The sequence below is a fragment of the Klebsiella sp. 1SOBk5mer genome (genome assembly GCF_046603115.1).
Taxonomy (GTDB): Bacteria; Pseudomonadota; Gammaproteobacteria; order Enterobacterales; family Enterobacteriaceae; genus Klebsiella; species Klebsiella quasipneumoniae.
On the sequence record NZ_JBKIUU010000001.1, the window covers coordinates 41,432 to 54,198 of the forward strand.

Here is a 12,767-nt window from a genome sequence, read left to right on the forward strand (position 1 = left end):
GCGGCGCTTTGTCGCCTGTTCAACAGCTTGTCGCGCCCTGTGTCTTATTCCCCGCAATTCCGCCGGACGGACCTGCGCCTCTCTTCCCTTAACCTGTTGAATTAATAAGCGACAGGCGGCAATCCGCGAGCTGGCACAGGCTGTGCTTGAAGAGGAAACAGGGTTTGCCGCGGGCTGTCGCGGTAAAGAGAACGCTCACCTTCGAGGATTGAACGATGTCCGAAAACATGAAAACAATGGATGGCAACGCGGCGGCGGCCTGGATCTCCTACGCCTTTACCGACGTGGCGGCCATCTATCCCATTACCCCCTCCACGCCGATGGCGGAGAATGTCGATGAATGGGCCGCTAAGGGGAAAAAGAACCTCTTTGGTCGGCCGGTGCGTCTGATGGAGATGCAGTCTGAAGCCGGCGCCGCCGGGGCGGTGCATGGCGCGCTGCAGGCGGGGGCGCTCACCACCACCTACACCGCGTCGCAGGGGCTGCTGCTGATGATCCCCAATTTGTACAAAATTGCCGGGGAGCTGCTGCCGGGCGTCTTTCACGTTAGCGCCCGGGCGCTGGCGACCAATTCGCTGAATATTTTTGGCGACCATCAGGATGTGATGGCGGTGCGCCAGACCGGCTGCGCCATGCTGGTGGAGAATAATGTTCAGCAGGTGATGGACCTGTCGGCGGTGGCGCATCTGGCGGCGATCGCCGGGCGGATACCCTTTATCAACTTCTTCGACGGCTTTCGCACTTCGCACGAAATACAGAAGATCGAGGTGCTGGAGTATGAGCAACTGGCGGCGCTGCTGGACCGCCCGGCGCTGGAGCGCTTTCGTCGTCAGGCGCTGCATCCGGATCACCCGGTGATCCGCGGCACCGCGCAAAACCCGGATATCTACTTCCAGGAGCGGGAGGCCGGTAACCGCTTCTACCTCGCGCTGCCCGATCTGGTGGAAAGCTATATGGCGAAGATCACCGCGCTCACCGGGCGGGAATATCACCTGTTTAATTACCACGGCGCGCCGGACGCCGAGCGGGTGATTATTGCCATGGGCTCAGTGTGCGACACCGTCCAGGAGGTGGTGGATGCGCTGAATGCGGCGGGGGAGAAGGTGGGGCTGCTCAGCGTTCATCTCTATCGGCCGTTCTCGCTGGCGCACTTTTTCGCGCAACTGCCCGCCAGCGTGCAGCGCATTGCCGTCCTTGACCGCACCAAAGAGCCGGGGGCGCAGGCGGAACCGCTGTGCCTCGACGTCAAAAACGCTTTCTATCAACGCGACGATGCGCCGCTGATTGTCGGCGGCCGCTACGCCCTCGGCGGTAAGGATGTACTGCCCAACGATATCGCCGCGGTGTTTGACAATCTTCGGCAGCCGCTGCCGAAGGACGGGTTTACCCTGGGCATTGTCGATGACGTCACCTTTACCTCGCTGCCCGCCCGGCAGGTGCCGCTGGCGGTCTCCCACGCCGGGATCACCGCCTGCAAATTCTGGGGCATGGGCTCGGATGGCACCGTCGGGGCGAACAAAAGCGCCATTAAGATCATCGGCGATAACACGCCGCTCTATGCTCAGGCCTACTTTTCCTACGACTCGAAAAAGTCCGGGGGGATCACCGTCTCGCACCTGCGCTTTGGCGACCGGCCAATCACCTCGCCCTACCTGATCCACCGGGCCGATTTTATCGCCTGCTCTCAGCAATCCTATGTCGACCGCTACGACCTGCTGGAGGGGCTGAAGCCGGGAGGCACCTTTTTGCTCAACTGCAGCTGGTCCGAGGCGGAGCTGGAGCAGCACCTGCCGGTCAGCGTCCGGCACTATCTGGCGCAGGAAAAGATCGACTTTTATACCCTCAACGCTGTGGACATCGCCCGCGAGCTGGGCCTCGGCGGGCGCTTTAACATGCTGATGCAGGCGGCGTTCTTTAAGCTGACGGCGATTATCGATCCGCAAACTGCGGCGGACTATCTCAAGCAGGCGGTGGAGAAAAGCTATGGCAGCAAAGGGGCGAGCGTCATTGAGATGAACCAGCGGGCGATCGAGCTGGGGATGGTGGCGCTGCGTCGGGTGACGGTTCCCGCCCACTGGGCGACCCTCGAGGCGCCGGCGCCGCAGGCGACAACCCTGATGCCGGACTTCATCCGCAATATTCTGCAGCCCATGAACCGCCAGCGTGGCGACCTGCTGCCGGTGAGCGCCTTCGCCGGGATGGAAGACGGCACCTTTCCCTCCGGCACCGCCGCCTGGGAGAAGCGCGGCATTGCCCTGGAGGTGCCGGTCTGGCAGCCCGACGGCTGCACCCAGTGTAACCAGTGCGCCTTCGTCTGCCCGCATGCGGCGATCCGCCCGGCGTTGCTGAACGCGGAAGAGCAGGATACGGCGCCCGCCGGGCTGCTGAGCAAACCGGCCCAGGGGGCCAAAGACTACCACTATCATCTGGCTATCTCGCCGCTGGACTGCTCCGGCTGCGGCAACTGCGTGGAGAGCTGCCCGTCGCGCGGCAAGGCGCTGCAGATGGCCTCCCTCGACAGCCAGCGCGCGATGGCCCCGGTCTGGGACTACGCGCTGGGGCTGGCGCCAAAAGACAACCCGTTTCGCAAAACCACGGTCAAAGGCAGCCAGTTCGAAACGCCGCTGCTGGAGTTTTCCGGCGCCTGCGCGGGCTGTGGCGAAACGCCCTATGCCCGGCTGATCACCCAGCTGTTTGGCGACCGGATGCTGATCGCCAACGCCACCGGCTGCTCTTCGATCTGGGGCGCCAGCGCGCCTTCGATGCCCTATACCACCAACCACCGCGGCCACGGGCCGGCCTGGGCAAACTCGCTGTTTGAGGACAACGCCGAGTTCGGGCTGGGCATGATGCTCGGCGGCCAGGCGATCCGCCAACAGATCGCCGGGGAGATGACTCGCGCCCTGGCGCTGCCGGTCAGCGACGCGCTTCACGCCGCGATGCGGCAATGGCTGGCGCAGCAGGACGAGGGGGAGGGGACCCGCGAACGTGCAGACCGCCTCAGTGCGTTGCTGGCGGCGGAAAAAGAGGGGTTTCCGCTGCTGGAGCAGCTCTGGCAGAACCGTGACTATTTCGTCCGGCGTTCGCAGTGGATCTTCGGCGGCGACGGCTGGGCCTACGATATTGGCTTCGGCGGTCTCGATCATGTGCTGGCCAGCGGGGAAGACGTCAATATTCTGGTGTTCGATACCGAGGTCTACTCCAACACCGGCGGCCAGTCGTCCAAATCGACCCCGGTGGCGGCGATCGCCAAGTTTGCCGCCCAGGGGAAACGCACGCGGAAAAAAGATCTCGGCATGATGGCGATGAGCTACGGTAATGTTTACGTTGCGCAGATCGCCATGGGCGCTGATAAAGATCAGACCCTGCGGGCCATCGCCGAGGCTGAAGCCTGGCCGGGACCGTCGCTGGTGATCGCCTACGCCGCCTGTATCAACCACGGCCTGAAAGCCGGGATGCGCTGCAGTCAGCGCGAGGCGAAGCGGGCGGTGGAGGCGGGATACTGGCACCTGTGGCGCTACCATCCACAGCGCGAAGCCGAGGGCAAAACGCCGTTTATACTGGACTCCGAAGAGCCGGAAGAGAGCTTCCGCGACTTTCTGCTTGGCGAGGTGCGCTATGCCGCGCTGCACAAAACCACCCCGGATCTGGCGGACGCGCTGTTCCGGCAAACGGAGGAGGATGCCCGGGCCCGTTTCAGGCAGTACCAGCGGCTGGCGGGGGAGTAGCAGGCAGCAGGTTAGCGATTCACGACTGCTGCATCACGTTCAGCAGCGTATCCAGCAGGCCGGGAAAACGGGCGTCCAGATCTTCCCGGCGCAGCGAAATCATATTCTCCCGTCCCTGAGGCCGCTGCCAGATCACACCGCTGTCGCGCAGGACGCGCCAGTGGTGGGTCATGGTGGACTTGGCCACCTCTTCCTGACGCAGAGCGTTACAGCTCTGCTCGCTGCCGTCGGCCAGCGTGCGGATGATCTCCAGTCGCAGCGGGTTGCCGAGCGCGGAAAGGACATTTTCCAGGCGAATTTGTTCTCGTTCAGGGTGATTGGCGATCATAATAATCCTGTGTCGGCGGTGGCGCGGCGCATGGCGGTCGCAGTCCGTATCGGCGGCTGGCGGCTACTATACCCAAACTCCTGTTCTCATGCCACGCGCGCCGCCGCATCCTGACCAATCATAATAATAGTGAAAATAGTTCGAATATACTCGTACAATTGTACTATCATAAGCGGCAGTGAAATGAACTGCGGATCATTCCGACCGCAGACTGACAGTCAAAACGACTAAGGACGCATCATGCCCCGACCCATCCCCCTCGAACGTTATCGCAACATCGGTATCTCCGCGCATATCGATGCCGGTAAAACCACCACCACCGAGCGCATCCTGTTTTACACCGGGATGAGCCATAAGCTGGGTGAAGTACACGATGGCGCGGCAACCACCGACTGGATGGCCCAGGAGCAAGAGCGCGGGATCACCATTACCTCGGCGGCGGTGAGCTGCTTCTGGCCGGGTATGGACCGCAGCTTCGAGCCGCACCGGATCAATATCATCGACACCCCGGGGCACGTGGATTTCACCATTGAGGTGGAACGTTCCATGCGCGTGCTCGACGGCGCGGTGATGGTGTATGACTCCGTCGGCGGGGTGCAGCCCCAGTCGGAGACCGTCTGGCGCCAGGCGAATAAATACCATGTCCCGCGGCTGGCCTTCGTCAACAAGATGGACCGCCCCGGCGCGGACTTCTTCCGCGTGGTGCAGATGATGATCGACCGCCTGAAGGCCAACCCGGTGCCGATTGTCATCCCCATTGGCGCCGAAGAGCATTTCACCGGCGTCGTCGACCTGGTGAAAATGCGCGCCATCCTGTGGGATGACGCCACCCAGGGCATGACCTTCAGCTACGGGCCGGTCCCTGACGATCTGCTGGCGACAGCCCACGAGTGGCGGGAGAAAATGGTCTCGGCAGCGGCGGAGGCCAGCGACGCGCTGATGGATAAATACCTCGAAACCGGCGAGCTGGACGAGGCGGAGATCGTCGCCGGTCTGCGCCAGCGCACGGTGAAGGGTGAAATCCAGGCGGTGCTCTGCGGTAGCGCCTTTAAAAACAAAGGCGTGCAGCGCATGCTCGACGCGGTGGTGGAGCTGATGCCGTCGCCGCTGGATATTCCGGCGATACAGGGCGTGGATGAGAAAGGCCAGCCGGCGGAACGCCATCCGAGCGACGATGAGCCGCTGTCGGCGCTGGCGTTCAAACTGATGACCGACCCCTACGTCGGCCAGTTGACCTTTATCCGCGTCTACTCCGGGACGCTGAAGAAAGGCGATGCGGTGTGGAATCCGGTGAAGGGCAAGAAAGAGCGCATCGGGCGTATCGTCCTGATGCAGGCCAACGATCGCCACGAAGTGGACGAACTGCACGCCGGGGATATCGCGGCCTGCGTTGGGCTGAAGGATGTCACTACCGGCGATACGTTATGCGACCCGGATGCGGTGATTACCCTTGAGCGGATGGAGTTTCCGGAGCCGGTGATTTCGCTGGCGATTGAGCCGAAGACCAAAGCGGACCAGGAGAAAATGGGCATCGCGCTGCAGCGGCTGGCGGCGGAAGATCCGTCGTTCCGTCTGCATACCGATGAAGAGTCCGGCCAGACGATTATCTCCGGCATGGGCGAGCTGCATCTGGAGATCATTGTCGACCGGATGAAGCGCGAGTTTAACGTCGAGGCCAACATTGGTCGTCCGCAGGTCACCTACCGCGAAACCCTGCGCAAGAAAGTGACGGACGTGGAGGGCAAATTTGTGCGCCAGTCCGGCGGTAAAGGACAGTACGGGCACGTCGTGCTGACCCTTGAGCCGCTGGAGCCGGGCAGCGGTTTCGTCTTCGAGGACGCCACCAAAGGCGGGGTAGTGCCGCGCGAGTACATCCCTTCCGTGGAGAAAGGGCTGCGCGAAGCGATGGGCACCGGCGTGCTGGCGGGCTATCCGGTGGTTGACGTGAAAGCGACCCTGACCTTCGGATCGTACCACGACGTGGACTCCTCGGAGATGGCGTTCCGCATGGCGGCGATCTTCGGCTTCCGGGAAGGGGCGCGCAAAGCGGACCCGGTGATCCTTGAGCCGGTGATGCACGTGGAGGTGGAAACGCCGGAAGAGTACGCCGGGAATATTATGGGCGATCTCTCTTCCCGTCGCGGGATGGTGCAGGGGATGGAAGAGCGCTTCGGCAGCCAGATCATCCGCGCCGATGTGCCGCTGGCGGAGATGTTTGGTTATTCCACCACGCTGCGCTCGATGTCTCAGGGACGAGCAACCTATAGCATGGAGTTCCACCACTACGCGGAAGCGCCGCGCAACGTAGCGGATGAAATCATCGCCAGCCGCGCGAAAAGTTAAGCAACGTTCCCGGGTGCGACGCGAGGCGTCTTACCCGGGCTACGAGTCCAGCCATCGTTTGTAGCCCGGGTAAGGCGTTAGCCGCAACCCGGGAATTTTAGCCAATCAGACAATATCCTGTGCGTACTGCCACAGCGCCTTCAGCTGCGCCAGCTTCTCTTTATCATCCGCATACTGCTGATACAGTTTGTAGCCCGGGTAAGGCGTTAGCCGCAACCCGGGAATTTCAGCCAATCAGACAATATCCTGCGCGTACTGCCACAGCGCCTTCAGCTGCGCCAGCTTCTCTTTATCATCCGCATACTGCTGATACAGCATCTGCAGTTCATCGGCATAGGCCTGCAAAAACTCAGGCGTAAATACCTGACGACGGTGCTCTAACCAGCGCTGCTGCTCGGCTTCATCGAGCGTGCCGGGGAAGTTGCGCGCCCGGTAGTTAAACAGCAGGCGTTCGATACGCTTGTCGGCGAAGGTGATATCCAGCGCCGGCAGATTGCGCGGTTCCGTTTCCAGCACGATTTTCATCGCCGCGCGGTCGGCATCGCTAAAGAACCCATTGTAAAGCTGGGCGTCGACGTTTTCGGACGGCACGAACGGCTCGGCTTCGGCATACACCGCCACCACTTTCTCCCGCACCTGCGGATTCGCCCGCAGCAGCTGGGCATTCTCCAGACAGCGCTGAATGGAGATCCCCAGCCGGTCGGCATCCTGCGGGCGCAGGGTATTGGCCTGGGCCAGCACCGGACACTTGTTCAAATGCACCAGCTTAATCGGCGCCGCCGGCAGATCGCCAAGCTCGGCGCGCGGGGTGTAAAGCCGCTCGCGCAGGGCGTCCGCATCCAGCTCCAGCAGCGGCGCCATATCCCCCGCCAGATCGACCATAATCACCGCATTGCGGTTTTCCGGATGCCAGGCCAGGGGCGCCACCAGGCTGGTGTTGCCCCGCGCGGCGCCGAACATGCCGGAGACATGCACCAGCGGCTTCATCTGCGGCACGTCGATGAGCGTCGCCAGCTTGCGCTTATTGCGGTGGCTGTAGAGATAGTCAAACAGCCGCGGCTGCCGGGTTTTCACCAGCTTCGCCATGGCCATGGTGGCGTACACGTCGGCCATCGCGTCATGGGCGTTCTGGTGTTCAATACCGTTGGCGGCGGTCAGATGTTCAAGGCGGAAGCTCGGCAGACCCTCGTCATTTTCCGGCCAGGCGATCCCTTCCGGACGCAGGGCATAGCAGGCGCGCATCACGTCGAGCAGATCCCAGCGCGAGTTATCGTGCTGCCAGCTCCAGGCATAAGGGTCATAGAAGTTGCGATAGAAGATATTCCGCGTCACTTCGTCATCAAAGCGCACGTTGTTATAGCCGACGATGCAGGTTTGCGGCACCGTGAACAGATCGTGGATGCGGCGGGCAAACGCGGCCTCGTTATCCCCTTTGGCCAGCGCTTCCTGCGGGGTGATCCCGGTGATCATTACCGCCTGCGGCTGCGGCAGGTAATCGTCAGCGGGCTTGCAGTAAAACACCTCGGGCTCGCCCAGCACGTTCAGCTCCGCGTCGGTACGGATGGCGGCGAACTGCGCCGGCCGGTCAAGGGAAGGGCTGGTGCCGAAGGTTTCATAATCGTGGAATAAAAATCCGGGCTGGTTGACGCTGTCTTGCATAGTCTGTTCATTATCCGTGGTGGCGTGCGACCGGTATGGTAAACGATTTGCCCGGTCATCAGAAGGGTAACGGCAAGCAACATCCTCCGCCGTGTCATATTTTCTTGCAATTAAACCCTGATATGAAACGCGAAGTTCCGTAAAAAGGACGGCGGATCTGTAAATCTAGAGGATATGCCGTTGAAAGGCCGTTTGTTTATTGCTGTATCTTTGCTCGCTTCGAGCGTTTCCTGCGCATTTGCCGTCGACTTACCTGCTACGGTCGCGCCGCCTTCCATTCAGGCTGGCTCCTGGGTGCTGATGGATTACACCACCGGTCAGGTACTGACCGCGGGTAACGAACATCAGCAGCGCAATCCTGCCAGCCTGACCAAATTAATGACCGGCTACGTGGTCGATCGCGCCATCGACAGCCATCGTATCACCTTTGACGATATCGTCACCGTGGGGAAAGACGCCTGGGCGAAGGGCAACCCGGTGTTCGACGGGTCATCCCTGATGTTCTTAAAGCCAGGGGATCGCGTCAGCGTCCGCGACCTCAGCCGCGGGCTGATTGTCGACTCCGGCAACGACGCCTGCGTCGCGCTGGCCGACTATGTCGCCGGCGGTCAGCCGCAGTTTGTCGCCCTGATGAATCAGTATGTCGAAAAACTGCATCTGCAGGATACCCATTTCGAAACCGTCCACGGCCTCGATGCCCCGGGCCAGCACAGTTCGGCCTATGACCTGGCGGTGCTGTCGCGGGCGATAATCCATGGCGAGCCTGACGTCTACCACATGTACAGCCAGAAAAGCCTGACGTGGAACGGCATTACCCAGCAAAACCGTAACGGTCTGCTGTGGGATAAAACCCTGAACGTCGATGGCCTGAAAACCGGACACACGTCGGGCGCCGGGTTCAACCTGATCGCCTCGGCGGTAGATGGCCAGCGTCGGCTGATCGCCGTGGTGATGGGGGCCGACAGCCCGAAAGGCCGCGAGCAGCAGGCCGCGAAACTGCTGCACTGGGGGCAGCAAAACTTCGACACCGTGCAGGTGCTGCAGAAGGGGCAGAAGGTCGGCAGCGAGCGCATCTGGTACGGCGATAAAGAGCAGATTAAGCTCGGCACCGATCAGGATTTCTGGTTAGCGCTGCCGAAGGCGGAAGTGTCGCGCATTAAAGCGAAATATGTGCTGGATAAGAAGGACCTTGAGGCGCCGATCGCCGCCAACCAGCGGGTCGGCGAGATTTCGCTGTATGACGGCGACAAGGTCGTGGGCCACTATCCGTTGGTCACCCTCGAAAGCATTAATAAAGGCGGGGTGTTCTCGCGAATGAGCGATTACCTGCACCACGAGCTGTAACCACGCCAACCGCCTCTTTGCAGGCGGTTTTTTTTCGCCTGCCGCCCGGCAGACGCGGTGACAACATCGCCGTTTTTTTCATCAGCCGCAATGGCGACTCTGTGAATTCGCGCACATACTGAGGGGGGATCTCCTGCTAGATTGGCTGTACATTTATACAGTAATTTGTTCGCGAAGGAGGCAAGATGAACTACAGCGTCACCCCCCTCGGCAAGAAAACCATTGCCGGTTTCCATCTGGTCGGGCCCTGGGATCAAACCGTCAGGCAGGGGTTTGAGCAACTGATGATGTGGGTTGAGGGCCGGCAGGTGCCCGCCCGCGAGTGGCTTGCCGTCTACTACGATAACCCGGAGGACGTGCCGGCGGAAAAACTGCGCTGTGCCACCGTGGTCGCCGTTGACGAGGATTACGTCATTCCCGCCAACAGCGAAGGGGTGATCATAACGGCGATTGCCGGCGGGGATTACGCCTGCGCCCGCGCGCGGGTGTTAGATCACGACTTCGCCACCCCGTGGAGGCAGTTTTTCGACAGCCTGCTGCAGAGCACGGCGTATCGCATCGCCCCCCAGCCCTGCTTTGAGGTCTATCTTAACGACGGCAACCACGACGGCTACTGGGATATCGACATGTATGTTCCTGTCGCCCGCGTCGCGTCGTAGCGATTTACCCCTGTTCCGGACAAGGATTTTTACATTCCCGGCACGCTCCGGGCGAAAAAGCAGTTACAATTGGCCTTTTCGTTTTGCCGGAGAGGGTTGTGCGCGCTGATAAATCACTCAAGCCATTTGAGATCCGCTTGTATCGCCATTATCGGGTGGTGCATGGTGTGCGGATTGCGCTGGCCTTTGTGCTCACCTTTTTGCTGGTGCGGCTGCTGAACGTGCCTGAGGGGACCTGGCCTCTCATCACCCTGGTGGTGGTAATGGGGCCGATCTCCTTCTGGGGCAACGTCGTGCCGCGGGCGTTTCAGCGCATCGGCGGCACGATCCTCGGCTCGGCGCTGGGGCTGGTGGCGCTCAAGCTTGAGCTTATCTCCCTGCCGCTGATGGTCCTCTGGTGCGCGGCGGCGATGTTCCTCTGCGGCTGGCTGGCGCTGGGCAAGAAACCCTATCAGGCGCTGCTGATCGGCATCACGCTGTCGGTGGTAGTCGGGGCGCCGCCGGGCGATATGCATACCGCCCTGTGGCGAAGCGGCGACGTGATCTTCGGCTCGCTGCTGGCGATGCTGTTTACCGGTATCTGGCCGCAGCGGGCGTTTATCCACTGGCGCATCCAGATGGCCAGCTATGTCACTAACTTCAACCGCCTCTACCAGGCCGGCTTCTCGCCAAATCTGGTGGATCGGCCGCGGCTGGAAAAGCATCTCCAACAGGCGCTCAACGACGTCGTCAAAATGCGCGGGCTAATCACCCCCGCCAGCAAAGAGACACACATCCAGAAGGCGATCTTCGAGGCTATCCAGACCGTCAGCCGCAACCTCGTGTGCATGCTGGAGCTGCAGATCAACGCCTGGTGGGCAACCCGTCCGGGCCACTTCGTCATGCTCAATGCGCACACCCTGCGGGAGACGCAGCAGATGACCCAGCAGACGCTGTTGGCCATCGCCCACGCCTTGTATGAAGGGAACCCTCAGCCTGTGCGCGCCAACAATGAAAAGCTGAATGAGATCGTCCTCGAACTGCGCCAGCTGATGAAAGAGCAGGGTGACGATAGCCTGGCGGAAACCCCGATCCATGGCTATGTTTGGCTCTCTATTGAACTGGCGCGCCAGCTGGAGCTGCTGTCGCATCTGATCTGCCGCGCGTTGCGCAAATAAGCACCAGATGCACCGGGTAACTGCATGGGTTGTTTCGATTCAGCAGCGTTTAGGGTTATGATAAACGCAAAGGAAAAAACATTGTCATCAGCGACTGCTAGCAGTTATGTTAGCCCTATAACGCAGTCGCTTTACGAATCCGAATCTCAATTATTAGGGGTGTAAAAATGGAAACAACTAAGCCTTCTTTCCAGGACGTACTGGAGTTTGTTCGTCTGTACCGTCGTAAGAACAAACTGCAGCGTGAAATTCAGGACGTTGAGAAAAAGATCCGTGATAACCAGAAGCGCGTTCTGCTGCTGGACAACCTCAGCGACTACATCAAACCGGGCATGAGCGTGGAAGCTATCCAGGGCATCATCGCCAGCATGAAGAGCGATTACGAAGACCGCGTTGATGACTACATCATCAAGAATGCCGAGCTGTCCAAAGAGCGCCGCGACATCTCTAAAAAACTGAAAGTGATGGGTGAAGCCAAAGTCGAAGGCTAATCCCAGCTGTCCGGCGGCGGTCAGCGTCGCCGGGCTGTTCTGCACCACCCCCTCCCGTCTCTTTTTCTGCGAAAACTTTGTCCCGGCAACTGCCTCTCTGCATCGACTCTTTGCTATACTGCCCCGCGAAAACATATTGATATCGGAAAGGTTTCTCTCATCCTGGCCGGGCATCTGACGCAGCGGCGTCAGGGCGATATCTCAACACCTCTCACCTCTCCGACGATCGATTCGCCAGAAGACAAACTCAGGTGCTGACCGGGCGCGACAGAACTCTTCCGCTGCTTTCGCCGACAGGAGTCAACCCCACGTGATTAAGTCATTCTTTGCCGCACTCTCGTTTATCAGCCGTCTGCCGGTCCCGGCGCGGTTATCTCAGGGCCTGGAGATCGAACAGTACCAGCGCAGTATCGTCACCTTCCCGCTGGTCGGTTTATTGCTCGGCGCCATCGCCGGCGCGGTGGTGTACCTCCTGCAGCCGTGGTGCGGCGTCCCGCTGGCGGCGCTGTTCGGCGCGCTGGCGCTGGCGCTGCTCACCGGCGGATTTCACCTTGACGGGCTGGCCGATACCTGCGACGGCATCTTCTCCGCCCGCACCCGCGATCGAATGCTGGAGATCATGCGCGACAGCCGTCTGGGTACCCACGGCGGGCTGGCGCTGATTTTTGTGCTGGTGGCGAAGGTGCTGGTGGTCGGCGAACTGCTGCTGCGCGATGTCAACCCCATCGCGGCGCTGGCGGCGGCCTGCGCCGTCGGTCGCGGAATGGCGGTGCTGCTGATGTATCGCCATCGCTATGCGCGGGAAAAAGGGCTGGGCAATCTGTTTATTGGCAAAATTAGCCTGCAGCAGACGCTGGTGACGATGGTGCTGGCGATCGCGCTGGCCACCGCCCTGCTGGGGCTGCAGGGGCTGCGCGCCGCGCTGATCGCCCTGGTGCTGATCTGGGGTCTGGGGTGGGCGCTGAAGCGAACCCTCGGCGGGCAGACCGGGGATACCCTCGGAGCGGCGATCGAGCTGGGTGAATTACTCTTTTTACTGGCGCTACTGTAAGGCCTGG

10 protein-coding genes are annotated in these 12,767 nt (G+C 60.9%); 7 read left to right on the forward strand and 3 right to left on the reverse strand.

Annotated elements, in window-relative coordinates; all coding sequences use genetic code 11:
• The first annotated feature begins 215 nt into the window (after window positions 1-215).
• Window positions 216-3,728, forward strand: a complete 3,513-nt coding sequence (nifJ, locus tag ACLH1U_RS00200) for a pyruvate:ferredoxin (flavodoxin) oxidoreductase (protein WP_411298972.1) — start codon at window positions 216-218, stop codon at window positions 3,726-3,728.
• Window positions 3,729-3,747: 19 nt separating this feature from the next.
• Here the strand turns inward: nifJ and ACLH1U_RS00205 are convergent, their stop codons facing one another.
• Window positions 3,748-4,056 (reverse strand): ArsR/SmtB family transcription factor, encoded by a 309-nt coding sequence (locus ACLH1U_RS00205; protein WP_023290335.1) that lies wholly within the window; start codon window positions 4,054-4,056, stop codon window positions 3,748-3,750.
• 240 nt (window positions 4,057-4,296) lie between these two features.
• Between ACLH1U_RS00205 and fusA the strand changes: the two genes are divergently transcribed.
• Entirely contained in the window at window positions 4,297-6,399 is a 2,103-nt protein-coding gene (fusA, locus tag ACLH1U_RS00210) for an elongation factor G (RefSeq protein WP_064154367.1), read from the forward strand.
• Between the two features lie 105 nt (window positions 6,400-6,504).
• On the opposite strand, the gene ACLH1U_RS00215 is transcribed toward fusA, so the two are convergent.
• Together ACLH1U_RS00215 and sbcB are read right to left on the reverse strand one after the other, a co-directional pair.
• Entirely contained in the window at window positions 6,505-6,633 is a 129-nt protein-coding gene (locus tag ACLH1U_RS00215; RefSeq protein WP_021313317.1) for a hypothetical protein, read from the reverse strand.
• A complete protein-coding gene (gene sbcB / locus ACLH1U_RS00220; RefSeq protein WP_411298973.1) occupies window positions 6,634-8,058 on the reverse strand; it encodes an exodeoxyribonuclease I in 1,425 nt (474 codons plus the stop codon).
• A 180-nt stretch (window positions 8,059-8,238) separates the two neighbouring features.
• Here sbcB and dacD point away from each other — a divergent pair, with 180 nt between their 5' ends.
• The 5 genes from dacD (at window position 8,239) to cobS (ending at window position 12,760) form a co-directional block, all read left to right on the forward strand.
• Window positions 8,239-9,402, forward strand: coding sequence for a serine-type D-Ala-D-Ala carboxypeptidase DacD (gene dacD / locus ACLH1U_RS00225; RefSeq protein WP_023290332.1), 1,164 nt, complete (start codon window positions 8,239-8,241; stop codon window positions 9,400-9,402).
• Between the two features lie 185 nt (window positions 9,403-9,587).
• Complete coding sequence (gene sbmC / locus ACLH1U_RS00230; protein WP_064157356.1) at window positions 9,588-10,061, forward strand: DNA gyrase inhibitor SbmC; 474 nt, start codon at window positions 9,588-9,590, stop codon at window positions 10,059-10,061.
• A gap of 98 nt (window positions 10,062-10,159) precedes the next feature.
• On the forward strand, window positions 10,160-11,218 hold the full coding sequence (locus ACLH1U_RS00235) for an FUSC family protein (RefSeq protein WP_004203544.1): 1,059 nt from the start codon (window positions 10,160-10,162) through the stop codon (window positions 11,216-11,218).
• 167 nt (window positions 11,219-11,385) lie between these two features.
• Window positions 11,386-11,709, forward strand: a complete 324-nt coding sequence (locus tag ACLH1U_RS00240) for a DUF496 family protein (RefSeq protein WP_002911883.1) — start codon at window positions 11,386-11,388, stop codon at window positions 11,707-11,709.
• A gap of 310 nt (window positions 11,710-12,019) precedes the next feature.
• Window positions 12,020-12,760 carry an adenosylcobinamide-GDP ribazoletransferase gene (gene cobS / locus ACLH1U_RS00245; protein ID WP_121935894.1) on the forward strand — a complete coding sequence of 247 codons (741 nt, stop codon included), beginning with the start codon at window positions 12,020-12,022 and terminating at the stop codon, window positions 12,758-12,760.
• Window positions 12,761-12,767: the final 7 nt, after the last annotated feature.

Bases quoted from the DNA above. Each gene is read 5' to 3' on its own strand.
- nifJ (WP_411298972.1), top strand. From the start codon at position 216: ATGTCCGAAAACATGAAAACAATGGATGGCAACGCGGCGGCGGCCTGG.
- ACLH1U_RS00205 (WP_023290335.1), bottom strand. From the start codon at position 4,056: ATGATCGCCAATCACCCTGAACGAGAACAAATTCGCCTGGAAAATGTC.
- fusA (WP_064154367.1), top strand. From the start codon at position 4,297: ATGCCCCGACCCATCCCCCTCGAACGTTATCGCAACATCGGTATCTCC.
- sbcB (WP_411298973.1), bottom strand. From the start codon at position 8,058: ATGCAAGACAGCGTCAACCAGCCCGGATTTTTATTCCACGATTATGAA.
- sbmC (WP_064157356.1), top strand. From the start codon at position 9,588: ATGAACTACAGCGTCACCCCCCTCGGCAAGAAAACCATTGCCGGTTTC.
- ACLH1U_RS00240 (WP_002911883.1), top strand. From the start codon at position 11,386: ATGGAAACAACTAAGCCTTCTTTCCAGGACGTACTGGAGTTTGTTCGT.